Origin of the sequence: Achromobacter kerstersii (assembly GCF_902859595.1) — a bacterium.
Lineage (GTDB): Bacteria > Pseudomonadota > Gammaproteobacteria > Burkholderiales > Burkholderiaceae_B > Achromobacter > Achromobacter kerstersii.
Genome location: NZ_CADIJQ010000005.1, coordinates 311,469 through 337,824 on the forward strand (window position 1 = coordinate 311,469; position 26,356 = coordinate 337,824).

Consider the following 26,356-nt stretch of genomic DNA (forward strand, 5'->3'; position numbering starts at 1 on the left):
AGGCGGTCTCCAGTGCTGGCAACAATCGTAAGAAGACTGCTGCAAACCATCGTCGTCATGCTCGTCATGTCGGCGTTGGTTTTTGCAGGGATTTACATGGTGGGCGACCCGGTCTCGATGCTGGCCAGCCCCGAAGCCACCGAAGCGCAACGTGCCGCCATCAGCGCGTCGTTGGGTCTGGACTTGCCGCTGTGGCGGCAATACCTGATCTTCATGGGCCAGGCGGTGCGAGGCGATTTCGGCAACAGCTTCCTGACGGGCGAGCCCGCCATGCACCTGATCCTGGAGCGCATGCCGGCCACCGTCGAGCTGGCCTGTGTGGCCATGCTGCTGTCGGTGCTGATCGGCGTGCCGCTCGGCATCCTGGCAGGTTTGAAGCCGCAAGCGCCCGGTTCGCGCGCCATCATGACGGGTTCCGTGCTGGGGTTTTCGCTGCCCAACTTCTGGGTCGGCCTGATGCTGATCATGGTGTTCGCCGTGATGCTTGGCTGGGTGCCGGCAGGCGGGCGCGGCAAGACCGTGCACATCGGTTCGCTGGAGCTCAGCGTGCTGACGCTTAACGGCTGGTTGAGCCTGGCATTGCCGGCGGCCACGATCGCGTTCGCCAAGTGCGCGATGATCATCCGCGTGACGCGCGCCGCCACGCGCGAAGCGCTGCCCATGGACTACATCAAGTTCGCGCGCGCCAAGGGGCTGTCGGAAAAGCGCGTGCTGGGCGTGCATCTGTTGAAGAACATCTTGATCCCCGTCGTCACGGTTGCCGGGCTGGAATTTGGTCAGGTGATGGCGTTTGCCGTTGTGACCGAGACGGTGTTTTCGTGGCCGGGAATGGGCAAGCTGCTGATCGATTCCATCATCAACCTGGATCGTCCGGTGGTGGTGGCGTATCTGCTCTTGATCGTGTTCTTCCTGGTTATGTTGAATCTGGTGGTGGACATCATCTACACGGTGCTGGACCCCCGCGTACGTTTGGATAGCCGCCGATGACGAGCCCCGCCACCACCGCCGCGCCCGTCGCCGCAAAAAAAGAACAGACGCCCTGGCGGCGCTTTGTGTCGGACTTCTTCGCCAGCAAGCTCGCCACACTCGGCCTGGTGATGCTGGTGGTGATTGTGGGCGCCGCACTGCTGGCGCCGTGGATCGCGCCGCAGAATCCGTACGACCTGGCTGCGCTGGACATCATGGATTCCAAGCTCAAACCGGGCAGCGAAAGCGGTGATGGGTCCATGCATTACTGGCTGGGCACCGACGGGCAGGCGCGTGACCTGCTGTCGGCCATTCTGTATGGCATGCGCACCAGCCTGCTGGTCGCCACCGTGTCGGTGCTGGCGGCGTTTGGCATTGGCGCCACCGTCGGGCTGATCGCGGCTTATTTTGGTGGCCGCATCGACGCGCTGCTGATGCGGGTTGTGGATATCCAGTTGTCTTTCCCCGCCATTCTCGTTGCGCTGATGCTGCTGGCGATTTTGGGCAAGGGTGTGGATAAGGTGATCATCGCGCTCATCGTCGTGCAATGGGCGTACTTTGCCCGTGCCGCGCGCGGCGCGGCGCTGGTTGAGCGCGGCAAGGAATATGTGGAGGCCGCGCGCTGTATGTCCCTGTCGTGGGGGCGCGTGCTGTTTCGCCACGTGCTGCCCAACTGTATGCCGCCGCTCATCGTGATCGCCACGATCGATCTGGCGCATGCCATCGCATTGGAAGCCACGCTGTCGTTCCTGGGGGTGGGCGTGCCGGTCACCGAGCCATCGCTGGGCATGCTGATCTATAACGGCTTCGAATACCTGCTGTCGGGCCAATACTGGATTTCGTTCTTCCCCGGCATTGCGTTGGCGCTTGCCATCATCGCCATCAACCTGGTGGGCGACCACCTGCGCGATGTGCTCAACCCGCGCCACGCGAATTGAAGGCGGACGCGATGCAGACAAGCGCGCTTGAAAAACCCTTGGCCACGCCCCCGACCATTCTTGAGGTACAGGGCCTGAAGACGCACTTCTTCACGCGCAATGGTGTCGTGAAAGCGGTGGATGGCGTGGACCTGACCCTTGCTGAAGGCGAGATCCTGGGGCTGGTGGGCGAGTCCGGCTCGGGCAAGAGCATTACCGGCTTTTCGCTGATGGGCTTGCTGGACGAGCCGGGCCGCATCGTAGAGGGGCAGCTGCGCCTGAATGGTGAAGACCTGCGTGGCGCCACGCCCGCCCGTTGGCGCCAGCTGCGGGGGCAAGAGATCGCGATGATCTTCCAAGACCCCATGATGACGCTGAACCCCGTGCTGCGTGTGGATACGCAGATGATCGAGGCGGTGCAGGCGCATCACAAGGTGTCGCGTGAACAGGCCCGCGCGCGGGCCTTGCAGACCCTGACGATGGTGGGCATTCCATCGCCCGCGGAACGCTTGCGCACGTATCCGCATCAGTTGTCGGGCGGCATGCGGCAGCGTGTGGCGATTGCTATCGCGCTCTTGAATTCGCCGCGATTGATCATTGCCGACGAACCCACTACCGCGCTGGACGTGACGATTCAGGGGCAGATTCTTTTCGAAGTGCAGAAGCTGTGCCGCGAGACCGGCACAGGCCTGATCTGGATCACGCACGATCTGGCGGTGGTGGCCGGCCTGGCGGACCGCGTGTCGGTGATGTATGCGGGACGTGTCGTGGAAACGGGCAGCACGCAAGACGTGATCAGCCATCCGATGCATCCGTATACGCATGGGCTGATTGCATCCATTCCCACGCCGGAGTCGCGTGGCAGGCCGTTGGTGCCGATTCCCGGCATGACGCCGTCGCTGTTGAACCTGCCGCAAGGCTGTGCGTTTCGCGGGCGCTGCCCGCGCGCGACGGACGCCTGTCTGGTCGAGCCGCAGCCCGTTGAAGTTCGCCCGGCGCAATGGGTGCGCTGCTGGCATGCCGGAGACCCAGACCTCAAATGAGCGCAGCAGAAAGCAACGCCCCCATTCTGTCCCTGCGTGGTGTGGAACTGCGCTTCGTGCAGCCCGTGGATATTGCCGGGCGCATTGCGAACCTGTTGGGCGCGGGCTTGAAGACGCAAGTGGTGCACGCCGTGGCGGGTGTGGACCTGGAAGTGCAGCCGGGCGAAGTGATTGGCATCGTCGGCGAATCCGGCTGTGGGAAATCCACGCTGGGCCGCATTGTGTCGGGCATTTTGCCGCCCTCGTCAGGCGATGTGCACTACCAGGGCAAGGCCGTGCGCGCCATGACAGGCACCGAGCGGCGTGCGTACGAGCTGGGCGTGCAGATGATCTTCCAGGACCCGTACGCGTCGCTCAACCCGCGCATGCGCGTGCGCGAAATTATCGGCGAAGCACCGGTGGCGCACGGCTTGATCCGCGCGCGCGACAAAGCGGAATATGTGGCGGGGCTGATGCGGCAGGTGGGGCTGGACCCGACCTTTGCACAGCGCTATCCGCATCAGTTTTCAGGGGGCCAGAGGCAGCGCATTGGTATCGCGCGGGCGTTGGCGCTCAAGCCTTCCGTGATTGTTTGCGACGAGGCCGTGGCCGCGCTGGACGTGTCCATTCAGGCGCAGGTGCTGAACCTGTTCGAACAGCTGCGCGATGATCTGGACTTGACGTATCTGTTCATCAGCCACAACCTGAGCGTGGTCAGCCATATTTCGGACCGCGTGGCCATCATGTACCTGGGCCGCGTGGTCGAGCTTGCTCCCACCGATACGGTTTTTCAACGCGCCAATCATCCGTACACGCAGGCGCTGTTGAAGGAATTGCCGACGTTGACGCCGGGGCGGCGGACGTACCAGCCGATCAAGGGCGAATTGCCGTCACCGCTAGACCCGCCCACGGGCTGCGCCTTTCACCCGCGTTGCCCGCAGGCGATGGCGCGATGTAAGGTGGAACGGCCGTTGCTGCGCGAGATATCGCCGGGGCAGTTCAGCGCTTGTCATTTGAACGATATGTCTTAGGGCTCGGCCCTAAAAACTCACCTCTTTTGAATTATCTCCATCACCATGAAAACCATTGCCGAAATCGAACGCGCGCATCCTGAGCTGACCGCGCTGCGCCGGGATATCCACGCGCATCCCGAACTTGCCTTCCAAGAGACGCGTACGTCGAACCTGGTGGCCGAACGCCTGCGCGAATGGGGCCTGGAAGTGCATACGGGGCTGGGCAAAACGGGCGTCGTGGGCGTGCTGCGCGCGGGCAGCGGCGGCAAGACCATCGGCCTGCGTGCCGACATGGATGCGCTGCCCATGCCGGAGCACAACCGCTTTGCGCACAAGTCCACCATCAGCGGCCGCATGCACGGCTGTGGCCATGACGGCCATACCGCGATGTTGTTGGGGGCGGCGCAGTACCTGTCCACGCATCGCAATTTCGACGGTACGGTGGTGTTCATTTTCCAGCCGGCCGAAGAAGGCGGCAACGCCGGCGCGCGCGCCATGATGCAGGATGGCCTGTTCGACAAATTCCCGTGTGACGCCGTGTTTGGCATTCACAACATGCCTGGCATGCCGGTCAACCAGTTCGGCTTTCGGGCGGGCCCCACGATGGCCTCCAGCAACCGCTGGGACATCGTCATCAAGGGCGTGGGCGGCCACGCGGCGCAGCCGCATGCCTCGGTGGACCCGATTATCGTGGCGGCCGATATGGTGCACGCGCTGCAAACCGTCATTTCGCGCAGCAAGAACCCGCTTGAGCAAGCGGTGCTGTCGATCACGCAGATTCATGCGGGCGACGCGTACAACGTGATTCCCGGCGAGGCCGTGCTGCGCGGCACGGTGCGCACGTACTCGGTCGAGACGCTGGACAAGATCGAAGCAGACATGCGCCGCATCGCCACCACCTTGCCGCAGGTATATGGCGGTACGGGCGAGCTGGACTTCGTGCGCGCGTATCCGCCGCTGGTGAACTGGGAAAACGAAACGGCCTTCGCGGCCAAGGTTGCCGAGGACGCATTTGGCGCCGAGAACGTGCTGCGCGACATGCCGCCCTTCATGGGCGCGGAAGACTTTTCCTTCTTCCTGGAAGCGATTCCGGGCGCCTATCTGTTCCTGGGCAACGGCGATGGCGATCACCGCATGGAAAGCTATCACGGCATGGGTCCGTGCCAGCTGCACAACCCGAACTACGACTTCAACGACGCATTGCTGCCGGTGGGCGCGACCTATTGGGTGAAGCTCGTCGAGGCCTATTTGCCAGCGGCATAAGCACCGTCTAATAACCGATACGCTATTAGCTAATAGTGTTTGGTGCATGAAGCCGCGGGCCTGCCCCGCGGCTTTTTCTATATGACGGGAAGCTTTGATCAAACGCCGATAACTTCGTTTGAGATACAAGGCGCCGTTTCCATAATCGATCGTTCCAGACATGCCGCAAGGCGAAACGGAGCGATCGATGTCCCAGAGCAACGCCCTGCGGCGCGAAGTAGACGCCGCCCCCGCCCTCCAGGCGCAGCAGTTCGATGTGCAGCCGTCCGATGTGCAGCCGTCCGATGTGCACCAGTCCGATGTGCACCAGTCCGATGTGCACCAGTCCGATGTGCACCAGTCCGACGTGCAGCAATTTGAGGTCCGCCCCCTGCCCGGCCCGGTTGGCGCCGAAATCATCGGTTTGGACTTGACCCGCGAACTCGCGCCGGCCGATTTCTCGCGCGTGCATCAGGCGCATCTGGATCATCACCTGCTGGTGTTCCGTGACCAGCGCATCACGCCGCAACAGCACATTGATTTCAGCCGCCGCTTCGGCCCGCTGATGATTCACGTGCTGCACCAGTTTCATCTGGCCGGCCACCCCGAAATCCTGACCGTGTCCAACATTGTGGAAGACGGCAAGCCGATTGGCCTGGGGGATGCGGGCAAGTACTGGCATTCGGATATTTCGTACAAGGAACTGCCCAGCCTGGGCTCGCTCTTGCACGCGCAGGAACTGCCGTCGGAAGGCGGCGACACCTTGTTCGCCAACATGCATCTGGCCTACGACACGCTGCCCGCAGCGTTGCGCAATGCCATCGTCGGCAAGCGCGCCGTGCATTCGTATCTGGCGCAGTACGGCCAGTTGCAGAAGGAAGGGAACTGGCGTCCGAACTTGAGCGCGCAGCAGATCGCGCAAGTGCAGGAAGTGGTGCATCCGGTGGTGCGCACGCATCCCGAGAACGGCCGCCGCGCGCTGTTCGTGAGCGAAGGCTTCACGACGCGCATCGTGGGCCTGCCGGAAGACGAAAGCCGCGCTCTGTTGGACGAATTGTTTGCGCATAGCGTGCGCGCTGAACACATCTATCGCCATCGCTGGCAGCCGCATGACCTGGTGTTCTGGGACAACCGTTCGCTGATCCATCTGGCGGGCGGCACCCCAGATCATCTGCGCCGCAAGTTGTACCGCACCACCATCGAAGGCGATGTGCCGTTTTAAAGAAATGCACCGCGAAAAACGCACCGCGTTTGGCGCAAAGCAGTTATCCACAAGGAACACCATGCAACTGTCATCTGCACTTCGGGATCGCCTGATCCAAACCGCTACCGGCGCCGGGCTGGCGCTGATTCTGGCGGTGCTGGCGCTGGCCTCGCCGACGCCCGCCATGGCGGAAGGACGCATCCGCATCGCGGAGCAGTACGGCATCGTGTACCTGCTGCTGAATGTGGCGCGTGACCAGCAACTGATCGAAAAGCACGGCAAGGCCCAGGGTGTGGATATCTCGGTCGAGTGGGCAAAGTTATCCGGCGGCTCAGCGGTGAATGATGCGTTGCTGTCGGGGGCTGTGGATATCGCGGGGGCCGGCGTGGGGCCGCTCTTGACGATCTGGGACCGCACGCATGGCAAGCAGAATGTGAAGGGCGTGGCGTCGCTGGGCAACTTCCCCTATTACCTGGTCACCAATAACCCCAATGTGAAGACCATTGCCGACTTCACGGACAAGGACCGCATTGCGGTGCCGGCGGTGGGCGTGTCGGTGCAGTCGCGCGTATTGCAGCTGGCCTCTGCCAAGCTGTGGGGCGACGCGCAATTCAACAAGCTGGACAAGATTTCCGTGGCGTTGCCGCATCCGGATGCGGCGGCGGCCATCATCGCTGGCGGCACGGAAATCACCGGCCACTTCGGCAACCCGCCGTTCCAGGAACAGGAGCTGGCCGAGAATCCCAAGGCGCGCATCGTGCTGAATTCGTATGACGTGTTGGGCGGCCCCAGTTCGTCCACCGTGTTGTTCGCCACCGAGAAATTCCGCAAGGAAAATCCCAAGACGTATAAGGCGTTCCAGGAAGCGCTGAAAGAAGCCGCGGCGTTTGCCACGGCAAATCCTGAGAAGGCGGCCGACACGTATTTGCGCGTGACCGGCGCCAAGCAAGACCGCGACTTCTTGATCAAGGTGATCAAGAACCCCGACGTGCAATTCAAGCTGGAACCGCAGAATACCTACGCGCTGGCCGAATTCATGCACAAGGTGGGCGCCATCAAGCATGCGCCGGCCAGCTGGCGCGACTACTTCTTCGATGATGCGCTGACGGCGCAAGGCAGCTGAGATGCCGGTCGCCGCCGCAAGCCCTGTGGATAACGTTCAAAAGACGTCACCGCTGCTAGCTGTGGATAAGGTGACAATCGAATATAAGACGCGCGAACGGCGGGTTCGCGCGACGCATCAGGTCAGTTTCGAGGTGCACGGTGGCGACCGTTTCATCTTGTTGGGGCCGTCGGGCTGCGGCAAGTCGACGTTGCTGAAAGCCGTGGCCGGATTCATCCCGCCCACCGAAGGACGCATCGCCATTGATGGCCAGACGGTGGCTGGCCCTGGCCCGGATCGCATCGTCGTGTTCCAGGAATTCGACCAGTTGCCGCCGTGGAAAACCTTGCGGCAGAACGTGGCCTTTCCGCTGGTGGCCTCGCGCAAATTGAACCGGCGCGAAGCGGATGAACGCGCCATGCATTATCTGGATAAGGTGGGCCTGGCTGCGTTTGCCGATGCGTACCCGCACACGTTGTCCGGCGGCATGAAGCAGCGCGTGGCGATTGCGCGGGCGCTTGCCATGCAGCCGCGCGTGCTACTCATGGATGAACCCTTCGCAGCGCTCGACGCGCTGACACGGCGGCGCATGCAGGAAGAGCTGATGGCCCTGTGGGAAGAGGTGCGCTTCACCTTGCTGTTCGTCACGCATTCGATTGAAGAGGCCCTGGTGCTGGGCAGCCGTGTGCTGCTGTTGTCGCCGCATCCGGGGCGTGTGCGCGCAGAGTTGAATGCGCACGCGTATGGCTTGCACAGCCAGGGTTCTGCCGGTTTTCAGTCGGCGGCGCGGCGCATCCATGACTTGCTGTTCGAATCGCCCGCCCCCGATGCCACGCCCCTGCCGGCTGAGCGCGCTGCGGCCTGAGCGCGCGTTCCTTATGAGCCTTCTTCCATGACTCACGCGCACGCTGCGGCTCCGCCGATCCGCCCCGAAGTGGAATATGACCTGCCGCCCCTGCCCCCGCAGGCGGCCGAGGCGCCGCTGCCGTGGCACGAAAAGCTGTGGCAACACGCCAGCCTGCGCAAGCTGTTCATTCTGGCCTTGCTGGCGGGCTTGTGGGAGTTGGCGGCGCGCTATACCGACAATGACTTGTTGCTGCCGGGAGCGTGGCAGACGGCGCAAGCCTTCGTGCAGGGCATCGCCAATGGTGAGCTGCCGGCGCGCGCCTGGCAGTCGTTGCGGGTGTTGGTGCAGGGTTATCTGGCTGGGGTGGCGCTGGCGTTCGTGCTGACTACGTTGGCCGTGTCCACGCGCTTCGGGCGCGATCTGCTGTCCACGCTGACGGCGATGTTCAACCCGCTGCCAGCCATCGCACTGCTGCCGTTGGCCTTGCTTTGGTTTGGTCTGGGTGAAGGCAGCCTGGTGTTCGTGCTGATCCACTCGGTGCTGTGGGCGCTGGCGCTGAACATGTATGCGGGGTTTCTGGGCGTGTCGGAAACGCTGCGCATGGCGGGCCGCAACTATGGGCTGACCGGGCTGCGGTACGTATTGCAGATTCTGGTGCCTGCGGCGTTGCCCGCGATTCTGGCCGGCCTGAAGATAGGCTGGGCGTTTGCGTGGCGCACGTTGATTGCCGCCGAGCTGGTATTTGGTGCGTCGAGCGGCAAAGGGGGACTCGGCTGGTACATCTTTCAGAACCGCAACGAGTTATACACAGATCGCGTGTTCGCAGGGTTAGCGGCCGTGGTCATCATCGGCCTGCTTGTGGAAAACCTGGGATTCGATACGTTGGAGCGTTTGACGGTACGGCGGTGGGGCATGCAGCGCTAGCCGGCGCGTTGTCCACAGGTAAAAAGGGGGCGGCTTTCTTGCGAAGCCGCCCCCTTTTATTCACCGCCAGACGTCGCCTGGCGATTCATGCAGCCAACCTAAGCGTTCAGAGCTTCAGCCCCAGCGCCTTGGCCACGCCGGCTGCATACGCCGGGTCAGCCTTCTTGAAGTGCTCCAGCTGACGGCGCTGAATCTCTTCCGGCACGCCCGCCATGTGGCGGCCGATGTTGCCGAACAGCAGCTCCTGCTTTTCGGGCGTCATCAGGCGGAACAGGTTGCCCGGCTGCGAGTAGTAGTCATCATCCACGCGGTGATTCCAGCGCGCGGCGGCCTGGCCATCCAGCGCCAGCGGCGGTTCGCCGGCCGACGGGGTTTCCTTCCATTCGCCCGCGCTGTTGGGCTCGTAGTTCAGCGTGCCGCCCACGTTGCCGTCGACCCGGCTCGCCCCATCGCGGTGATAGCTGTGGAACGGGCAGCGCGGCGCGTTCACGGGGATCTGATGGTGATTGATCCCTAAGCGATAGCGGTGCGTGTCGCCGTAAGAGAACAAGCGTCCTTGCAGCATCTTGTCCGGCGAAAAATCGATGCCCGGCACGACGTTCGCCGGCGTGAAGGCGGCCTGCTCGACTTCGGCAAAGTAGTTTTCGGGGTTCTTGTTCAGTTCCAGCACACCCACTTCAATCAGCGGATAGTCGCCGTGCGGCCACACCTTGGTCAGGTCGAACGGGTTGATGTGGTAGGTGGCGGCTTCGGCCTCGGGCATGATCTGCACCTTCAGCGTCCACTTCGGGAAGTTCTTCTTTTCGATGTTTTCGAACAGATCACGCTGCGAGCTTTCGCGGTCATGCGCCACGACTTGCGCCGCTTCTTCGTCGCTCATACAGACCACGCCCTGCTGCGACTTGAAGTGGAACTTCACGTAGAAGCGTTCGCCGTCCTTGTTGACGAAGCTGAACGTATGCGAGCCAAAGCCGTGCTGCTGGCGCAGGTTGGCGGGAATGCCGCGGTCGCTCATCAGGATGGTGACCTGGTGCAGCGATTCGGGGCTGAGCGACCAGAAGTCCCAGGCGGCGGTGGCGCTGCGCAGGTTGGTCTTGGGGTCGCGTTTCTGGGTGTGGATGAAGTCCGGAAACTTCAGCGGGTCGCGGATGAAGAACACGGGGGTGTTGTTGCCCACCAGATCCCAGTTGCCTTCGTCGGTGTAGAACTTGATGGCGAAGCCGCGCACGTCGCGTTCGGCGTCTGCCGCGCCGCGTTCGCCGGCCACGGTGGAAAAGCGCAGGAACAGCGGGGTTTGCTTGCCGACCTGGGAAAAGATGCTGGCGCGCGTGTAGCGCGAGATGTCGTGGGTGACGGTGAAGGTGCCGTAGGCGCCGGAGCCTTTGGCGTGGACGACGCGTTCGGGGATGCGTTCGCGGTCGAAGTGGGCAAGCTTTTCAATCAGCCAGAAGTCCTGCAACAGCGCCGGACCGCGCGGGCCCGCGGTCAGCGTGTTGGTATTGTCCGCCACCGGCGCGCCTGAGGCGGTGGTCAGTTGCTTCTTGTCGGTCATAGCACACTCCCTACGTGATCTGGAGGGCGCGTGGCCTTTGCCGGCCCGCGCCGTGTTGTGAATATTCCCCGGCGATGCCGCCCGGGGAATATGTCCGACACATCATAGGGGTCATCGTTTCACTTGTGAAGTTGATTGAAGCACCAAATTCAATTGATTAAAGCTATTAAGAAATGCCTCAGATGGCGTGCTTCGGTCATCGCTGCAAACGGCGCGCGCATAAAAAAACCGGCCCCTTGGGGCCGGTTCTTCATGCTTGCAAGGAAGAGGCTTAGCGGTTTGCCGCGGCTTCCGTCTTGCGTTGCATGGCGCGGGTGATGGACCATTGCTGCGCGATCGACAAGGTGTTGTTGACGCACCAGTACAGCACCAGACCGGCCGGGAAGAAGAACATCATCCCACCGAACACCAGCGGCATGATCATCATGACCTTGGCCTGGATGGGGTCCGGGGGCGTCGGGTTCAGTTTGATCTGCAGGAACATGGTGGCCATCATGATGGCGGGCAGAATGAAGTACGGGTCGCGGATCGACAGGTCATGGACCCACAGAATCCACGGCGCGCCGCGCATTTCCACGCTGGCCAGCAGCACCCAGTACAGCGAGATGAACACCGGAATCTGCACCACCATCGGCAAGCAGCCGCCCAGCGGGTTGATCTTTTCGGTGCGGTACATCTCCATCATGGCGGCGTTGAGCTTCTGCTTGTCGTCGCCGTACTTTTCCTTCAGCGCTTGCAGACGCGGGGCCACTTGCTTCATGCGGGCCATCGAGCGGTAGCTTGCGGCGGCCAGCGGGTAGAAGATGGCCTTGATCAGCACGGTCAGTGCGACGATGGTCCAGCCCCAGTTGCCCAGCAGCGAATGCAGCCACGTCATCAGCGTGAACAGTGGCTTGGCGATGATGGTCAGCCAGCCATAGTCCACCACCAGTTCCAGGCCGGGGGCGAGCGCCGCCATGGCCTTCTGGTCTTGCGGGCCAACCCACAGGTGCGAGTCGACGCGCGACGCGGAACCCGGGGCAATTTCACCCACGGCTTCGATGCTGCGGGCGGCGTACAGGTTCTTCTGCACTTCCAGCAGTTCGTTCGTGCGCGGCTTGCCTTGCGGCGGCACCCAGGCGGTGGCGAAGTAGTGCTGCACCACGGCGATCCAGCCGTTGTCCGCCTGCTTGATGTAGTTGGCCTTCTTCTTTTCGATGTCGCTGAAGGTGCTCTTCTGGAACTTGTCCTGTTCAGAGTAGACGGCGAAACCGGTGAAGGTGTGATAGAAGCTCGACGTGTCGGCCGGGTCGTTGCCGTCGCGCTCAAGCTGCAGGTACAGCGCGGGCGTGACGGGGGCGGAGCCGACGTTGGCCAGGTCATGGCGCACGTCGATGTCGTAGCGGCCCTTGTGCAGGGTGAACGTCTTGGTGACCTTCACGCCGCCCGATTCGCCTTCGAAGGCAACGACGAGGCTGTCGCCGGTCAGTTGGCGTTCGGTGGACACGACGCGGAAAGGCGTCTGGTGCGTGGGGAAGCTCTGGCCATTGGGGGCGCCAACCACGCCGGATTGCACGACGTAGGTCAGGCCGGCCGAACGGTCCAGCAGCACGGTGGGCTTGTCGGGCTGGCCGGTTGCCGGGTACTTCAGCAGCTCGGCGCGCACCAGTTGGGCGCCCATCGTGTCGAACGTCAGACGCAGAACGTCCGTCGTGATGACGACTTCTTCCGAGCGTGCGGTAGCGGGTGCAGTGGCGCCAGGAACCGCCGACGGCGTAGCTGCCGTGGAGGTCGGCGCGCTGGGCACCGATGGCGTGGCGTTATTGGCGCCGGCCTGCGGTTCAGCCGTGCTGGCCGCGGGCGTCGGGCCCCCGAACAGCGACGGCTTGCCGTTATGGATTTGCCAGTTGTTCCATAGGAGCAACAGCGAAAAGGAAAAAATCATCCAGAGGACGGTTCGTCGGATATCCATGGTGCCTACTGAAGTGAATACGGGCCAGCAAAGCCCGCCAGTTTAGCGTCAATCGTGCTCGGTGCGGTGGCTGTGGGAACAGCACGGGGGGCCATTGGTTCCCCGTGTTGGCGGAACCGGGTCCCATCCGCCGGGCGACCACGGATGGCAGCGGCCAATGCGCCGAACCGCCATCCAGAAACCGCGCCAGGCGCCGTGGCGTTCGATTGCTTCAATCGCGTACGCCGAGCAAGTAGGGGTAAAGCGGCACTGCCGGCCGATCCAGGGACTCAGGAAAAACCTGTAGAACCGGATGGGGGCGATGAGCAGTGCTTTGAAAATCATCGCGCGATCCGTTCAAAGTGAGCGTCCACTTCGGCTCTGACCAAGCGTTTTAGCGAGGTGAGCGTGGTGGGAGCGACTTTGCTATGCAATCGCACGACGTAATCCTTGGGCGGCAACGCCAGACGCCGGTGGCGGAACGCTTCGCGGATGACCCGCTTGATGGCGTTGCGCGTACTGGCGTGGGCGGCGAAGCGCTTGGCGATGATCAGCCCCAAGCGGGCACAGGCATCCTGGCCGGGAGGCAGATCATTGGGAGCCGAAGTCACAATGAATAACGCCCCTCGAGCAAGACGCCGGCCTTTTAGGGCAGCGGCGAACTCGGAGGGGCGATGCAACCGCGCCTCCGGGGGAAGCGTGGAGCGCGGCATGGACTGCGGGTCAGGCGTTTGCGCGGAACCAGAACGAGATTGCGAGAGGTCTTGCAATATGGCCGGTCCGTGCAAAGAGTCACGGTCTTCCGGAAAAACCGGAAAACCAGAACTTAGACAGCCAGACGCTTACGGCCCTTGGCGCGACGGGCGTTCAGGATGGCGCGGCCAGCGCGGGTTTTCATGCGCACGCGAAAGCCATGGGTGCGCTTGCGGCGGGTAACGGAAGGTTGGTAGGTACGTTTCATGGACGATCCACAAAAAGAACAAAAGTCAGAAGGGACCTGCCCGGAGGGTTCCAGGTCGCGGATTCAGCAGCGGGTATCTAGTGAGCATTTTTGCAACATGTGCAAAAAACAACTCGTAGACGGGGCTCTGGACAAGGGATTTCTCCCCAGGCGACCTATTCAGCAAAGCTAAAAACCGGACAGTGCAGTAAGCGCCCCAACCAATGAAAGGAGGGGTCTTGCCACAACTCCGGCTAAGCTCTCTGTGAAACCTTCTGACAGACAGAATTCGGAAAAGCCCACCATTTCAGCAAGTTTTCCCTGTCTTGTCAAACAGTTAAGCCTGAGCAGTGTAGACGCTTATGTCCTACCCTGTGGATAACCCCAGCCCAGGCAAGGTAGAATCGAGGTTTGAATAAGAGCGACATGAAAGAATTCTGGCAGACCTGCGTCAGTCGTCTTGAGCAGGAACTCCCCCCCCAACAAATCAGCGCGTGGATACGACCGCTGGTCCCGCTTGCGTACGACGAAACGCAGGCGGTGCTGCGCGTTGCCGCGCCCAACCGCTTCAAGCTGGATTGGGTGCGTAAGAATTTTTCCCACCAGATTGAAGCGTTGGCCGCGGAGTGGTTCAAGCGACCAGTACAGGTGTTGTTCGAGTTGCCTTCTCATGGAGCCGCCCCGCGTATGCCGGTCGCGCCCGTGCGTGCGCCGCAGCCCGATCAGTCCCACCTGTCCGCTGCACAGCCCTCAGGCGGCGCGCCGCCCATGCAGGCCCCGGCTCCGGCCGCCCCACCCCCGCCCGCGACCACGGCGGCTGCCCAGGCGGTCAACGCCGACGCGGCCAACATCGTGTACGAGCGTTCGCGCCTGAATACGGATCTCACCTTCGAGAACTTCGTGACGGGTAAGGCGAACCAGCTCGCGCGCGCCGCGGCGCTGCAAGTGGCCGAGAACCCGGGCACGTCCTACAACCCGCTGTTCCTGTATGGCGGCGTGGGCCTGGGCAAGACTCACTTGATCCACGCCATCGGCAACGCCATGGTGGCGGCCGGCACGGGCGTACGCGTGCGCTATGTGCACGCCGACCAATACGTGTCCGATGTGGTGAAGGCGTACCAGCGCAAGGCGTTCGATGATTTCAAGCGCTACTACCATTCGCTGGACTTGCTGCTGATCGATGACATTCAGTTCTTCTCCGGCAAGAACCGCACGCAGGAAGAATTCTTCTACGCGTTCGAAGCGATGGTGGCCCAGCGCAAGCAGATCATCATCACCAGCGATACGTATCCGAAGGAACTGTCGGGCATCGACAGCCGCCTGATCTCGCGCTTTGACTCCGGCCTGACGGTGGCGATCGAGCCGCCCGAGCTGGAAATGCGCGTGGCGATTCTGCTGCGTAAAGCGGAATCCGAAGGCGTGCCCATGCCCGAGGAAGTGGCCTTCTTCATTGCCAAGCATCTGCGCAGCAACGTGCGCGAGCTGGAAGGCGCGTTGCGCAAGGTGCTTGCCTACGCCCGCTTCCACGGCCGCGATGTGCTGACGGTGGATGTTTGCAAGGAAGCCCTGAAGGACTTGCTGTCCGTGTCCAACGGCCAGATCACTGTGGAAAATATCCAGAAGACGGTTGCGGATTTCTACAAGATCAAGGTCGCCGACATGTACTCGAAACGCCGGCCCGCCAATATCGCATTGCCGCGCCAGGTCGCGATGTACCTGGCGAAGGAGCTGACGCAGAAAAGCCTGCCGGAAATCGGCGATTTGTTCGGGGGTCGTGATCACACCACCGTACTTCACGCCGTACGCAAGATTTCCGACGCCCGCGCAAAGCAAGCGGAGCTCAACCATACCCTGCACGTGTTGGAACAAACTCTAAAAGGATGAACATGCAACTCGTACAAACCACACGCGATGCATTGCTGAAACCGCTGTCGACTGTGGCGGGCATCGTCGAAAGACGCCATACCCTGCCCATTCTTGCGAACATCCTGATGCGCAAGGAAGGCAACAAGGTTGCCTTTATTGCGACCGACCTGGAAGTACAGATCACCACGCACGCCGACTTCGGCGTGGGCCAGGACAACGAGTCCACCACGGTTGCCGCGCGCAAGCTGCTCGACATCCTGAAAGCGCTGCCGGATACCGGCGACGTGCGTCTGGCGCTGGCCAGCAACAAGCTGTCGGTGCAGTCGGCCAAGAGCCGCTTTGCGTTGCAGACGCTGGCTGCCAGCGAGTTCCCCACCGTGGCTCAGCCCGAGCAGTGGGACGTCTCGCTCACCATGCCGCAACGCACGCTGCGCCATCTGTTCAACATGGTGCACTTCGCCATGGCGCAACAAGACATCCGTTACTACCTGAACGGCATGTTGCTGGTGTTTGAACCGGGCCGTGTGCGCGCCGTCGCCACCGATGGTCACCGCCTGGCGCATTGCTCGACGGAAGCTGACGGCATTGCCGAACGTCACGAAGTGATCGTGCCGCGCAAGACCGTGCTGGAAATGCAGCGCCTGCTGGAAGACTCCGATGAAGTGGTCTCCATTGATGTGGCGCCGGGCCAGATCCGTTTCCGTTTCGGCGACGTCGAGCTGGTGTCCAAGCTGGTCGAAGGCAAGTTCCCCGATTTCACGCGTGTGATTCCCACGAACTACACGCGCCACTTCATGGTGGGCCGCGAAGCGCTTCAAGGCAGCTTGCAGCGCGCCGCCATTTTGACGACCGACAAGTTCAAGGGTGTGCGCCTGCAACTGGCGCAGAACCAGATGAAGATTTCGTCTTCCAACGCCGAGCAAGAAGAGGCGCAGGAAGAAATCGACATCGACTATGGCCATGAAGCCCTGGACGTGGGCTTTAACGTGGGCTACCTGCTCGACGTGCTGGCCAACGTGAAGGTCGACAACATCCAGTGGTCGGTCATGCCCGACGCCAACGCGTCGGCGCTCATCACCCTGCCCGAAGACGACCAGTTCAAGTACGTCGTCATGCCCATGCGGATTTGATCCGCGCCCCACGCGTTTGTGGGTTTGTGCCGCTTGCGGGCCTGAGGGCTCGCGGGCGGTCCGGCCGCCAGGCCGTTCTTTAAAGCGTTATCGAACCAGACATGTCAGATCAGCAGAACACCACTCCCGAGACCAGCGGCTACGGCGCTGACTCGATCAAGATGCTCAAGGGGCTGGAGGCCGTGCGCAAGCGCCCCGGCATGTACATCGGCGACACGTCCGACGGCACAGGCTTGCACCACATGGTGTTTGAAGTCGTGGATAACGCCATCGACGAAGCTCTGGCCGGCCATTGCGACGACATCGTCGTCACCATCCATACCGACAACTCGATCTCGGTCACCGACAACGGCCGCGGTATCCCCACGGATATCCACAAGGACGACGAATTCCACCGCAGCGCGGCGGAAATCGTGATGACCGAACTGCATGCCGGCGGTAAGTTCGACCAGAACTCGTACAAGGTGTCTGGCGGCCTGCACGGCGTGGGTGTGTCTTGCGTGAACGCCCTGTCGGAATGGCTGCGCCTGACGATCCGCCGCAACGGCCAGGTCCACCAGATGGAATTCCGCCAAGGCGCGCGCGTGGCGCCCCTGGCTGTGACGGGCACGACGGACATGCGGGGCACGGAAGTGCGCTTTCTGGCCGACCCGGTCATCTTCAACAACATCGAATACCACTACGAGATTCTCTCCAAGCGCTTGCGCGAGCTCTCGTTCCTGAACAACGGCGTGAAGATCCGCCTGGTGGATCAGCGCCAGGGCAAGGAAGAGAATTTTGCGTTCTCGGGCGGCGTGAAGGGCTTTGTTGAATACATCAACCGCGCCAAGACCGTGCTGCACCCGAACGTGTTCTCGGTCAGCACCGAGTCGGCCGCAGGCGGTGTGTCGGTGGGTGTGGAAGTGGCGATGCAGTGGAACGACAGCTATAGCGAAAGCGTGCTGTGCTTCACCAACAACATCCCGCAGCGCGACGGCGGCTCGCACTTGACCGGCCTGCGCGCGGCGATGACCCGCATCATCAACAAGTACATTGCCGACAACGAATTGGCCAAGAAGGCCAAGGTTGAAACGTCTGGCGACGACATGCGCGAAGGCCTGGCCTGCGTGCTGTCGGTGAAGGTGCCCGAACCCAAGTTCAGCAGCCAGACCAAAGACAAGCTCGTGTCCAGCGAAGTGCGTCCGGCCGTTGAAGAAGCCGTGGCCCGCACGCTGGAATCCTGGCTGCTTGAAAACCCGAACGACGCCAAGGCGTTGTGCAACAAGATCGTTGAAGCCGCCCGCGCCCGCGAAGCCGCGCGCAAGGCCCGCGAAATGACGCGGCGCAAGAGCGTGCTGGAAGGCGCTGGCCTGCCCGGCAAGCTTGCCGACTGCCAGGAAAAAGACCCCGCGCTGTGCGAGCTGTACATCGTCGAGGGTGACTCCGCAGGCGGCTCGGCCAAGCAAGGCCGCGACCGCAAGTTTCAGGCCATCCTGCCGCTGCGCGGCAAGGTGCTGAACGTTGAGAAGGCGCGCTTTGACCGCCTGATCGCCAGCGAACAGATCGCCACGCTGATCACGGCGCTGGGCACCAGCATCGGCCCCGATTTCAACGTGGAAAAGCTGCGTTACCACCGCCTGATCATCATGACTGACGCGGACGTTGACGGCGCGCACATCCGCACCCTGCTGCTGACGCTGCTGTACCGCCAGATGCCTGAGCTGGTTCAGCGCGGCTATGTGTATATCGCCCAGCCGCCGCTGTACAAGGTGAAGGTTGGCCGCGAAGAACGCTATCTGAAGGACGACCAGGAAGAAGCGCAGTTCATGCTGCAACTGGCGCTGAAGGATGCCGAGATCATCTCGGGCGGCAACATCATCCGCGGCGAAGAACTTACCGATCTGGCCAGCCAGTACGTGGCGGCTGACGGCGTCATCGCGCGTTTGGCGAAGGTGTTCGACGTGGGCGCGTTGTCGGCCATGGCCGAAGGCGTTGAGATCAACCTGGAATCGGCAGAATCCACCGCCGACTCCGCCAAGCGCCTGGCTGATGCCATGCGTGACCCGGTCAGCGGCAACGGCGTGGAAGTGGTGCCGCAGTTTGATGAGGCCACCGAACGTCATCGCTTGTCCGTGCAGCGCATGCACCACGGCAACGTGCGCGTCAGCATCATCGACGCCGACTTCGTCAACGGTTCCGACTACGCCATTCTGTCCAAGGCCGCCAAGAGCTTCCTGGGCAAGGTGAGTTCGCGTTCGCTCGCCGCGCGTGGCGAAGGCGACAAGCGCAAGGAACAGACGGTGTCCGACTTCCGCGAAGCCATGCAATGGCTGCGCAGCGAAGCCGACCGCAGCATCTCGAAGCAGCGCTATAAGGGTCTGGGCGAAATGAACCCGGAACAGCTGTGGGAAACCACGATGGACCCGAAGGTGCGCCGCCTGTTGCGCGTGCAGATCGAAGACGCCATTGCGGCGGACGAAGTCTTCACGACGCTGATGGGCGACGACGTCGAACCGCGCCGCGCGTTCATCGAACGCAATGCGCTGTCGGCGGGCAATATCGACGCGTGATCAAGCCCATACGTGATGTCGTCAGAACGTAGATCGTTCTCGGGGATCTGATGGGTTGATAGGGCTGCTTCGGCAGCCCTTATTTTTTGTGGTTGCGTTTCCAAACGGCAAGGATGGGGTGATGGGTAATCGGGCGTGGCTCTATTTGCAGTCAGAAGACAAAGGGCATAGCCCTTCAGTGGAAATCGCCAGCGCCAATGGCAATTTTCCGACCCTGTGGCAGGTCTTGCTGGCCGGCGCAGCGGACGTAGAGGCGGACGTGTCGCAGCGTGTGTTCGGCGATGCGGAAACCGCGGGGCTGGCCGCGCGCGCGAACGACGCGCATGACCGCTTATGCGAGCTGGCGGCCTTCTTGCTGTTGCATGCGGCACACGACGATGCGCCCTATTGCTTGCAGCTGGATGCCGCCGCCACGTACCTGGCAGAAATGATCGACGCGCAAGCCGATGACGCCGTCTTGTGGATCACGGCGAATCTGGACGAATTGGCGTGGCTGCATGAGGACGGCGCGGCGGCGTACGCCGCCCACGCACGCGCGCAGTGCAATCTGCGTTGGCAGCAGCTGCATGCCTGCATGGCAGCCGAAGACAGCGCGGGCGTTTTGCGCTTGCTGGGCGTGCACGGCGTGGACGACGCGTCGGGCTGGGCGTGGCGCTTTGGTCTGGGTGGCTTGAGTCACCCTTACTTTGCCGAGCAGGTTCCGGTGCGCACCGTGCGCTACGAAGACTTCGTGACGCAGGACGGGGGCGAAGACGGCAGCGAAGACGGCAGCGAAGAAGACAACGAAGACGACAGCGAAGACGCCAGCGAAGAAGACAACGAAGGCGAAACAGAACGCCCCGACGGTACGCACCTTGGCGCCGGCCTGCACCGCTTTCTTGTGGACAAGTTGTGGGGCGTGCGTGTGGGCGCGGCCGACGATGGACGGATCGTGCTGGCGCCGCAGTTCGACACCATCTGGGCATTTGAAGACGGCGTTGCAACGGTGTTGAAAGGCGACAAGATCGGCTTGATCGACACGGATGGCCGCGAACTGATGCCGTGTGTGTTGGATGAAGCGTGGAGTTATGCACAGGGCCTGGTGATGGTGCGGGTCGGCGATCAGATCGGCTTTGTGGATAAGCAGGGAGCGTGGGCGATTGCCCCCCGATTTGAATCTGCGGGCGATTTTTCGCCGGGCGATCTGGCGCCCGCTTTTGATTCGGGCCAATGGGGGCTGATCGACCGGACAGGCGCGTGGGCCGTGCCGCCGTGTTGGGACGACATCAATTGGGATGACGCGTTGCACGCCTACGTGACCGAGCGCGACGCCTTGTGCGGATTGATCGACAAACATGGCCGTCAGGTGCTGGACGCGCAGTACGCAGCGTTTGCGCCGGTGGATACGGAAACCGACGCCGCGGATTTATGGGCGCAGGCACGCATGCGCGTGCGTGTCCTGACCGACGACGACAAACGCGGCATCGTCGACAGCCAGGGCAATGTGATCGTGCCTGTGGTCTATACCGATTTGGCAGACGTCATCTGGCTGCCGTCGGACGACCCCGCCGAGATTCCGCCGCCGCCCGCCGGTCAGGCGGGCCGCTACGTGCGCGTGTTGCGGTGCGTGGATCACGGCGAATGGGACGAATGGTTCCAAGGCGTCTACGACATGCAAGCAGGCCGTGAGGCGTTGCCCTGCACGCAGCACATGCTGTTCGGTTTGAAGTGGGGCGCTGACTACGGCTGGCTGTGCGCGGTAGCGCCTGACGCACCCAGCGAGCACAGCGCGGACGGCCTGCACATCGGTATCGCAGATGCGCACGGCGTCTGGTTGCATGAGCCGGTCTATGCGTGGATCGGCGCGCCGGCGTCGTTGCGTACTGCGGATGGGGTGCATGGCGGGCCGCCGGCGATTGCTCAATGCTGGGCAGCAGGCTTGCCGGTCCAAGCGTTGCGGGCAGACACGGGCGCCGTCTGGTGGCTGTATGCGGATGGCCGGACCCGCGACGACGGCTCAGGCCTCCCCGCCACACACCTGCTTGATCGTCTGCCTTAACCAGCGGTGCGCCGGGTCGCTGTCCAGCCGGGGCGGCCACGCCTGCACGACTCTGACCGATGCCATCGGGATTGGCACGGCGAAGCCGCGCAGGGCCAGCCCCAAGCGCTCGATGCCCGGCATCAGGTGTTGCGGCATGGACGGCAGGATCATGTCGGAATCGGCCAGCGCGAAGATGGCGGCGTGGAAGGTGGGCGTGATCAACGCGACGCGCCGGGACAGGCCCAAGTCGCTCAGCGCCAGGTCCAGGGGGCCTTGCGCGCGGCCGCGCCGCGAGACACTGATGTGCTCGTAGGCGACGAAACGTTCGGGCGTGATGTCGTCCTGGAAGATGGCGTGGCCGGCGCGTGCCAGGCCGCAGAAGGACGTTGTGAACAACGTCTGCACCTTGATGTCGGCGCCGAATTTCTGCGACGAGCCGATGTACAGGTCGGCGTCGCCCGCGAGCGCGTCGCTGTCATCTTTCGCTTCCGACAGAAAGCGCAGCACGGCGTGAGGCGCGTCGCGGCGCAGCTGTTCGCGCAGGCGGCCGCCGTAGGCGCTGACGAACACGTCGTTGGACCGTAGCGTGAACACCCGCGTCAAGGAACCCAGGTCCACATCCTGCCTAAATGCAGAGATCACTGTCTGCGCCTGTTCCACCACACTGCGCACCTGATCTCGCAGCGCCAGGGCGCGCGGCGTGGGCGCCAGCCCGCGGCCCGAACGCACCAGTACGGGATCGCCCACGGCCTCGCGGATGCGGGCCAGGGCGCGGCTCATGGCGGGTGTGCTCAGGTTGAGGCGGCGCGCTGCACCGGCGACGCTGCCTTCCTGGATCAGGACATCCAGTGTCAGCAGCATGTTGAGGTCTGGCGTAGTCATGCCGCCAAGCATAGCGCGGCTCTCCGGCCGAATCGGGCTGCCGGAGTTGCACGCCGTGCAATCGTGAGTTGCGCTGAACGGCATTCCCCACCGGGTCCGACGCCGCCAACAATGCCCCCTTGGCAGCGCTTGGGCGCCAGCCGGACAACAAAGGAGACACACATGGCATTAGACGTTCTGGAACTGCATCATCACGCGGTGCGCATGCCGCTTGCGAAGGTGGCGGCGATGGGTGCGTTCTATGGAGACGTGCTGGGCTTGGACACCGACAAGGGCCGCTGGGAAATCCCGGGCATTGCCGGGTACTTCCTGGACATGGGCAATGACTGTCAGATCCATCTGCTGGGCAGCGACGGCCCCTCGCCCTATTCCCAAGGGCCGGGCCGCGACCCTGTGGAAAACCATGTGGCGCTGGCGGTGCGGGACATTGCTGCGGCCGAAGCCGAACTCCAGCGTCAAGCGGTGGACTACTGGAAGTTGGACAATGTGGCGGCGCCCGAACTGATGCAGCTGTTCCTGCGCGATCCGGTGGGCAACTTGATCGAGCTGCATCAGATTGGCCGGTGCCGCTGCAAGCGCAGTGACCGCCTGTTTGCCGATGCGAAGGCCGCCGAGGGCGCGGCGCCGGCCCAAACCGCCCCGCAAGACTGATGGCCCTGGGGATCAGTCATGTTCATTGATCTGAATGCGCTGGCGGGCCCTGCCCGCTACAAGCTGCTGACCGCAGCGATCGTGCCGCGTCCCATCGCGTGGATCGTGTCGCGCGACGCGCGGGGGGCGACGAACGTGGCGCCCTTCTCGTTCTTCAACCTGATGTCGGGTGACCCGCCGCTGATCTGCGTGGGTATCGGGATGCGTGACGGCGCACCCAAGGACACCGCCCGCAATATCGCCGAGCGTGGCGAGTTCACCGTCAATCTGGTGTCGACCCGGCTAGCGGCCAGAATGAATGTGACGGCGGTGGATTTCCCGGCAGGCGTCGACGAATCGGCCGAGGCCGGTCTGGTGTTGTCCCCTTCCGAGCGTATCGGCGTGCCACGGGTAATGCAGTCGCCTGTTGCGTTCGAGTGCCGGGTGCATGAACTGCTGCGCATCGACGGCCGCAGCCTGGTGGTGGCCGACGTGGTGGCCATGCATGTGCAGGATGCGCTGGTGGCCGACCGCGACCATCTGTACCTGGATGGCCCGAAGATGGACCTGCTGGCCCGTCTGCATAACCCCGGCTGGTACAGCCGCCCGCAGCCCGCCTTTCAGATGCCGCAGCTGAACCTGGCGCAGTGGGAAGCCCTGAAGCAGTCTGGCGAAGCGGCGGGCTATCTTGAGCAGTCTTTCATATAGCAGGCGGGGACGCGGCGCCGTTCATCGCGCATGCCGCCTTTCTGGCCGGGCGCTTGTGCGTTACCGCGGCGCCCGCGCCTTCAGATCCGCCATCTCTTCATTCATCAGCTGATGCGCGTAGCGCGAGAACACGCTGACCAGCCGGGTGCGCGTGTGATACGGCGGGTACAGGAGCGCCACCGTCACCGGCACCGACGGGCTGAAGGGGCGGACTTCGACGCCGTTGGCCTCGTACTCCTCGCGCGCCGCCAGCGGGTTGATCAGCGCCACGCCCAGCCCGGCGCCCACCAGCGCGCACACCGATGAACCCAGCCCGGCTTCGGCCACTGTCTGACGTTCGACCTTTGCCGCCTTGAAGACGGCGTCGATCTTTTCGCGCAGCGGCGTGGCGCTGGGAAAGGCGATGAACGGTTCGCCGGCGAAGTCAGCGGGCTTCAGCTTTTTCAGTTTGGTCAGGCGGTGCCCTTTGGGCAGCACCGCCACGCAGCTCATCGTCAACACCGGCTCGACCTGAATGCCGGGGCTGTCGCCCGACAGCATGGCCAGCCCCGTGTCGCAGAAGCCCGAGCTGATCCAGTTATGCACCGCGCTGGCGTTGCCCGAGTGGATGGAGACCATCACGTCCGGGTACTCAGTCTTGAAGGCCGCGACGATGCGCGCCAGGATGCCGCCTGCCAACCGGGGCATGGCGGCCACGCTCAGGCGGCTGGCGCTGAACGAGCGGATGCTGGCTGCGGCCGACTCCAGGCCGGCCAGGCCGATGAAGGTCTTTTCAACCTCTTGGAAGAAGCGCGAGCCGTCCTGTGTGGGGCTCAGGCGGCTGCCATTGCGATCGAACAAGGGAAACTGGGTGATGGCTTCCAATTGCGCAATTAAGCGGCTAACGTGCGGCTGCGAGGTATGCACGCGCCGCGCGGCGGCCGTCATCGAGCCGGTCATCATGACGGCTCGGAAGGCCTCGATGTGTCTTAAGCCCATCCGTGGAATGGCCATATCAAATCCGTATAGAGGAATACCTGATTGGAACTGGATAAAACCATACTGCTAGTTGATACTTTTTGCCAGCCGCGGGGCTCATCGCGGGACGCGGCGGCCGCCAAAAAATCTGGCGCCGCTGATCGACATTACAAACACGCGCCGCACGCACGGCGCCAAGGGATTCAGATGAAAGCATTTGCCGCGATCTCGGTTGCCGCCACCTTGCTGGGCAGCGCCGCCACCGCCCACGCCGAAGGCCCCAGCCGCCTGGACAAGATCCGCGAAACGGGCGTGATCACCATCGGCCACCCCGAGACGTCCGTCCCCTTCGCCTACCTTGACGGCAACCAGAAGCCGGTCGGGTACACGGTCGAGATCTGCCAGGAAGTCGCCCAGTACGTGAAGGCCGCGCTGAAGCTGCCCAAGCTGGAAGTGCGCTACAACCCGACGACCTCGGCCACGCGCATCCCGCTGCTGGCCAACGGCACGATCGACCTGGAATGCGGCAACACCACCAATAACCTGGACCGCCACAAGCTGGTGTCGTTCGCGCCCACGACCTTCGTGGCGCAAGTGGTGCTGGTGGCGCGCAAGGACGGCGGCGTTGATCCCAACAACCTGGAATCGTTTCGCGGCAAGACCATCGCCGCCCAAGCCGGTGGCCAGACGTTCCGCCTGATCTCGGGCCTGAACGCCAAGGGCAACCTGGGCATCACGATGGCACCGACGAAGGATACCGCCGAGACCATCCTGATGGTGGAATCGGGCCGTGCCGCCGGTTCGGCCAACGATGACGGTATCGCCTACGGCGCCGTGGCCTCGTCGAAGAACCCGGACGCATTCGTGATCGGCAAGAAGGGCCTGGAAATGGCCCCCTACGGCATCATGGAACCCAAGGACGACCCCGCCTTCAAGAAGGTGGTGGACGACGCCGTGGTGGACCTGATCAAGACCGGCAAGGTCGCCGCCATCTACGACAAGTACTTCAATTCGCCGATTCCCCCGAAGCAGATCAACCTGAAGTATCCGATGAGCGACGCGCTCAAGCGCGCGCTGGCGAACCCGACCGATTCGGGTGACCCCAAGGTATACGAGTAAGCAGGTAGTCCGCGGGACGCCCAGTGCGTCCCGCGGCGGTTTTGGGGCAAGGCGCCGGGGCCGGCGCCGCCATCTAAGGCACAGGCATGAATTACAACTGGAGTTGGGGCGTCTTCCTGGAGATGTCGCCAGACGGCGTGCACACCTTCCTGCAGACGCTCCTGATCGGCGTGGGCTGGACGCTGGCGCTGGCGCTGACCGCGTGGGTCTTCTCTTTGCTGCTGGGGTCGTGGCTGGGCGTGATGCGCACGGCGCAGTCCCGGCTGATGAACGTCGTTGGCGCGACCTACGTCGAGATCTTCCGCAACATTCCGCTGCTGGTGCAGATGTTCCTGTGGTACTTCGTGCTGCCCGAGCTGCTGCCGCATGCCTGGGGTCTGGCGATGAAGCAGATGCCGCAGCCGTGGGGGCAGTTCGTGCCTGCCGTGCTGTGCCTGGGGTTTTATGGATCGGCCCGCGTGGCCGAACAATTGCGCGCCGGCATCCAGTCCTTGCCGCGCGGCCAGTTCCAGGCGGGCACCGCGCTGGGGCTGACCGAGGTGCAGGTGTATCGCTACATCATCCTGCCCGAAGCGTTTCGCATCGTGCTGCCGCCGTTGACTTCCGAATTCATGGGCACCATCAAGTATTCCTCGGTGGCGCTGACGATCGGCCTGCTGGAACTGACCGGCCAGGCGCGCTCCATGCAGGAATTTAGCTTCCACATCTTCGAGGCGTTCTCCGCCGCGACGGTGATTTACCTGATCCTCAACGGCATCGTCGTGCTGGGTATGCGCCTGCTTGAACGCCATGTCGCTGTTCCCGGGCTGATCGGTTCAGCCGGCAAGAGCCGCTAG

The 26,356-nt window shown here is 63.0% G+C and carries 24 protein-coding genes; 17 read left to right on the forward strand and 7 right to left on the reverse strand.

Annotated features, from left to right (window positions below; genetic code table 11):
* The first annotated feature begins 12 nt into the window (after positions 1–12).
* From HV765_RS17245 to HV765_RS17285, 9 genes are all read left to right on the forward strand, one after another.
* Positions 13–987 carry an ABC transporter permease gene (locus HV765_RS17245; RefSeq protein WP_054420888.1) on the forward strand — a complete coding sequence of 325 codons (975 nt, stop codon included), beginning with the start codon at positions 13–15 and terminating at the stop codon, positions 985–987.
* Positions 984–1,904 (forward strand): ABC transporter permease, encoded by a 921-nt coding sequence (locus HV765_RS17250; protein WP_054420889.1) that lies wholly within the window; start codon positions 984–986, stop codon positions 1,902–1,904. The genes HV765_RS17245 and HV765_RS17250 overlap by 4 nt, the downstream gene beginning before the upstream one ends.
* Positions 1,905–1,915: 11 nt before the next feature.
* A complete protein-coding gene (locus tag HV765_RS17255; protein ID WP_175170438.1) occupies positions 1,916–2,926 on the forward strand; it encodes an ABC transporter ATP-binding protein in 1,011 nt (336 codons plus the stop codon).
* Positions 2,923–3,936, forward strand: coding sequence for an ABC transporter ATP-binding protein (locus HV765_RS17260; RefSeq protein WP_175170439.1), 1,014 nt, complete (start codon positions 2,923–2,925; stop codon positions 3,934–3,936). The genes HV765_RS17255 and HV765_RS17260 overlap by 4 nt, the downstream gene beginning before the upstream one ends.
* A 45-nt stretch (positions 3,937–3,981) precedes the next feature.
* Positions 3,982–5,181: a M20 aminoacylase family protein gene (locus HV765_RS17265; protein WP_175170440.1), complete on the forward strand. Its 1,200-nt coding sequence runs from the start codon at positions 3,982–3,984 to the stop codon at positions 5,179–5,181.
* 187 nt (positions 5,182–5,368) lie between these two features.
* Entirely contained in the window at positions 5,369–6,382 is a 1,014-nt protein-coding gene (locus tag HV765_RS17270; protein WP_254600616.1) for a TauD/TfdA dioxygenase family protein, read from the forward strand.
* A 61-nt stretch (positions 6,383–6,443) separates the two neighbouring features.
* Positions 6,444–7,487, forward strand: coding sequence for an ABC transporter substrate-binding protein (locus HV765_RS17275; protein WP_175170441.1), 1,044 nt, complete (start codon positions 6,444–6,446; stop codon positions 7,485–7,487).
* Position 7,488: 1 nt separating this feature from the next.
* On the forward strand, positions 7,489–8,331 hold the full coding sequence (locus HV765_RS17280; protein WP_175170442.1) for an ABC transporter ATP-binding protein: 843 nt from the start codon (positions 7,489–7,491) through the stop codon (positions 8,329–8,331).
* A gap of 27 nt (positions 8,332–8,358) precedes the next feature.
* On the forward strand, positions 8,359–9,237 hold the full coding sequence (locus tag HV765_RS17285) for an ABC transporter permease (RefSeq protein ID WP_175170443.1): 879 nt from the start codon (positions 8,359–8,361) through the stop codon (positions 9,235–9,237).
* 106 nt (positions 9,238–9,343) lie between these two features.
* Here HV765_RS17285 and HV765_RS17290 read toward each other — a convergent pair whose 3' ends face one another.
* From HV765_RS17290 to rpmH, 5 genes are all read right to left on the reverse strand, one after another.
* Positions 9,344–10,789 (reverse strand): catalase, encoded by a 1,446-nt coding sequence (locus tag HV765_RS17290; RefSeq protein WP_054420896.1) that lies wholly within the window; start codon positions 10,787–10,789, stop codon positions 9,344–9,346.
* A 271-nt stretch (positions 10,790–11,060) separates the two neighbouring features.
* The gene (gene yidC, locus HV765_RS17295) at positions 11,061–12,740 is read right to left on the reverse strand and encodes a membrane protein insertase YidC (protein WP_175170444.1); all 1,680 of its coding nucleotides are present in this window, start codon (positions 12,738–12,740) and stop codon (positions 11,061–11,063) included.
* 48 nt (positions 12,741–12,788) lie between these two features.
* Positions 12,789–13,061, reverse strand: a complete 273-nt coding sequence (gene yidD, locus HV765_RS17300) for a membrane protein insertion efficiency factor YidD (protein ID WP_175170516.1) — start codon at positions 13,059–13,061, stop codon at positions 12,789–12,791.
* The gene (locus HV765_RS17305) at positions 13,061–13,432 is read right to left on the reverse strand and encodes a ribonuclease P protein component (protein WP_175170445.1); all 372 of its coding nucleotides are present in this window, start codon (positions 13,430–13,432) and stop codon (positions 13,061–13,063) included. Before HV765_RS17305 ends, yidD begins: the two co-directional genes overlap by 1 nt.
* A gap of 113 nt (positions 13,433–13,545) precedes the next feature.
* A complete protein-coding gene (rpmH, locus tag HV765_RS17310) occupies positions 13,546–13,680 on the reverse strand; it encodes a 50S ribosomal protein L34 (protein ID WP_003816025.1) in 135 nt (44 codons plus the stop codon).
* Between the two features lie 405 nt (positions 13,681–14,085).
* On the opposite strand from rpmH, the gene dnaA reads away from it, so the two are divergent.
* The 4 genes from dnaA (at position 14,086) to HV765_RS17330 (ending at position 21,242) form a co-directional block, all read left to right on the forward strand.
* Positions 14,086–15,543 carry a chromosomal replication initiator protein DnaA gene (dnaA, locus tag HV765_RS17315; RefSeq protein WP_054420899.1) on the forward strand — a complete coding sequence of 486 codons (1,458 nt, stop codon included), beginning with the start codon at positions 14,086–14,088 and terminating at the stop codon, positions 15,541–15,543.
* 2 nt (positions 15,544–15,545) lie between these two features.
* Complete coding sequence (gene dnaN / locus HV765_RS17320; protein ID WP_006227714.1) at positions 15,546–16,655, forward strand: DNA polymerase III subunit beta; 1,110 nt, start codon at positions 15,546–15,548, stop codon at positions 16,653–16,655.
* A gap of 101 nt (positions 16,656–16,756) precedes the next feature.
* A complete protein-coding gene (gyrB, locus tag HV765_RS17325; protein ID WP_054420900.1) occupies positions 16,757–19,204 on the forward strand; it encodes a DNA topoisomerase (ATP-hydrolyzing) subunit B in 2,448 nt (815 codons plus the stop codon).
* A 178-nt stretch (positions 19,205–19,382) separates the two neighbouring features.
* Complete coding sequence (locus tag HV765_RS17330; RefSeq protein WP_175170446.1) at positions 19,383–21,242, forward strand: WG repeat-containing protein; 1,860 nt, start codon at positions 19,383–19,385, stop codon at positions 21,240–21,242.
* Here the strand turns inward: HV765_RS17330 and HV765_RS17335 are convergent.
* Positions 21,201–22,106, reverse strand: coding sequence for a LysR family transcriptional regulator (locus HV765_RS17335; protein WP_175170447.1), 906 nt, complete (start codon positions 22,104–22,106; stop codon positions 21,201–21,203). The genes HV765_RS17330 and HV765_RS17335 overlap by 42 nt on opposite strands.
* Before the next feature lie 162 nt (positions 22,107–22,268).
* Between HV765_RS17335 and HV765_RS17340 the strand changes: the two genes are divergently transcribed.
* The gene (locus HV765_RS17340; RefSeq protein WP_175170448.1) at positions 22,269–22,757 is read left to right on the forward strand and encodes a VOC family protein; all 489 of its coding nucleotides are present in this window, start codon (positions 22,269–22,271) and stop codon (positions 22,755–22,757) included.
* 18 nt (positions 22,758–22,775) lie between these two features.
* Complete coding sequence (locus HV765_RS17345) at positions 22,776–23,444, forward strand: flavin reductase family protein (RefSeq protein WP_175170449.1); 669 nt, start codon at positions 22,776–22,778, stop codon at positions 23,442–23,444.
* A 60-nt stretch (positions 23,445–23,504) separates the two neighbouring features.
* Here the strand turns inward: HV765_RS17345 and HV765_RS17350 are convergent, their stop codons facing one another.
* On the reverse strand, positions 23,505–24,437 hold the full coding sequence (locus tag HV765_RS17350) for a LysR substrate-binding domain-containing protein (RefSeq protein WP_175170450.1): 933 nt from the start codon (positions 24,435–24,437) through the stop codon (positions 23,505–23,507).
* Between the two features lie 171 nt (positions 24,438–24,608).
* Here HV765_RS17350 and HV765_RS17355 point away from each other — a divergent pair, with 171 nt between their 5' ends.
* Together HV765_RS17355 and HV765_RS17360 are read left to right on the forward strand one after the other, a co-directional pair.
* Positions 24,609–25,520 (forward strand): amino acid ABC transporter substrate-binding protein, encoded by a 912-nt coding sequence (locus tag HV765_RS17355; protein WP_175170451.1) that lies wholly within the window; start codon positions 24,609–24,611, stop codon positions 25,518–25,520.
* A gap of 86 nt (positions 25,521–25,606) precedes the next feature.
* Complete coding sequence (locus HV765_RS17360; protein ID WP_054420906.1) at positions 25,607–26,356, forward strand: amino acid ABC transporter permease; 750 nt, start codon at positions 25,607–25,609, stop codon at positions 26,354–26,356.

Excerpts from the sequence above, each read along its gene's own strand:
- HV765_RS17250 (WP_054420889.1), top strand. The coding sequence starts at position 984 with ATGACGAGCCCCGCCACCACCGCCGCGCCCGTCGCCGCAAAAAAAGAA.
- HV765_RS17255 (WP_175170438.1), top strand. The coding sequence starts at position 1,916 with ATGCAGACAAGCGCGCTTGAAAAACCCTTGGCCACGCCCCCGACCATT.
- HV765_RS17260 (WP_175170439.1), top strand. The coding sequence starts at position 2,923 with ATGAGCGCAGCAGAAAGCAACGCCCCCATTCTGTCCCTGCGTGGTGTG.
- HV765_RS17265 (WP_175170440.1), top strand. The coding sequence starts at position 3,982 with ATGAAAACCATTGCCGAAATCGAACGCGCGCATCCTGAGCTGACCGCG.
- HV765_RS17270 (WP_254600616.1), top strand. The coding sequence starts at position 5,369 with ATGTCCCAGAGCAACGCCCTGCGGCGCGAAGTAGACGCCGCCCCCGCC.
- HV765_RS17275 (WP_175170441.1), top strand. The coding sequence starts at position 6,444 with ATGCAACTGTCATCTGCACTTCGGGATCGCCTGATCCAAACCGCTACC.
- HV765_RS17280 (WP_175170442.1), top strand. The coding sequence starts at position 7,489 with ATGCCGGTCGCCGCCGCAAGCCCTGTGGATAACGTTCAAAAGACGTCA.
- HV765_RS17285 (WP_175170443.1), top strand. The coding sequence starts at position 8,359 with ATGACTCACGCGCACGCTGCGGCTCCGCCGATCCGCCCCGAAGTGGAA.
- HV765_RS17290 (WP_054420896.1), bottom strand. The coding sequence starts at position 10,789 with ATGACCGACAAGAAGCAACTGACCACCGCCTCAGGCGCGCCGGTGGCG.
- yidC (WP_175170444.1), bottom strand. The coding sequence starts at position 12,740 with ATGGATATCCGACGAACCGTCCTCTGGATGATTTTTTCCTTTTCGCTG.
- HV765_RS17305 (WP_175170445.1), bottom strand. The coding sequence starts at position 13,432 with ATGCCGCGCTCCACGCTTCCCCCGGAGGCGCGGTTGCATCGCCCCTCC.
- rpmH (WP_003816025.1), bottom strand. The coding sequence starts at position 13,680 with ATGAAACGTACCTACCAACCTTCCGTTACCCGCCGCAAGCGCACCCAT.
- dnaA (WP_054420899.1), top strand. The coding sequence starts at position 14,086 with ATGAAAGAATTCTGGCAGACCTGCGTCAGTCGTCTTGAGCAGGAACTC.
- dnaN (WP_006227714.1), top strand. The coding sequence starts at position 15,546 with ATGCAACTCGTACAAACCACACGCGATGCATTGCTGAAACCGCTGTCG.
- gyrB (WP_054420900.1), top strand. The coding sequence starts at position 16,757 with ATGTCAGATCAGCAGAACACCACTCCCGAGACCAGCGGCTACGGCGCT.
- HV765_RS17335 (WP_175170447.1), bottom strand. The coding sequence starts at position 22,106 with ATGACTACGCCAGACCTCAACATGCTGCTGACACTGGATGTCCTGATC.
- HV765_RS17340 (WP_175170448.1), top strand. The coding sequence starts at position 22,269 with ATGGCATTAGACGTTCTGGAACTGCATCATCACGCGGTGCGCATGCCG.
- HV765_RS17345 (WP_175170449.1), top strand. The coding sequence starts at position 22,776 with ATGTTCATTGATCTGAATGCGCTGGCGGGCCCTGCCCGCTACAAGCTG.
- HV765_RS17350 (WP_175170450.1), bottom strand. The coding sequence starts at position 24,437 with ATGGCCATTCCACGGATGGGCTTAAGACACATCGAGGCCTTCCGAGCC.
- HV765_RS17355 (WP_175170451.1), top strand. The coding sequence starts at position 24,609 with ATGAAAGCATTTGCCGCGATCTCGGTTGCCGCCACCTTGCTGGGCAGC.
- HV765_RS17360 (WP_054420906.1), top strand. The coding sequence starts at position 25,607 with ATGAATTACAACTGGAGTTGGGGCGTCTTCCTGGAGATGTCGCCAGAC.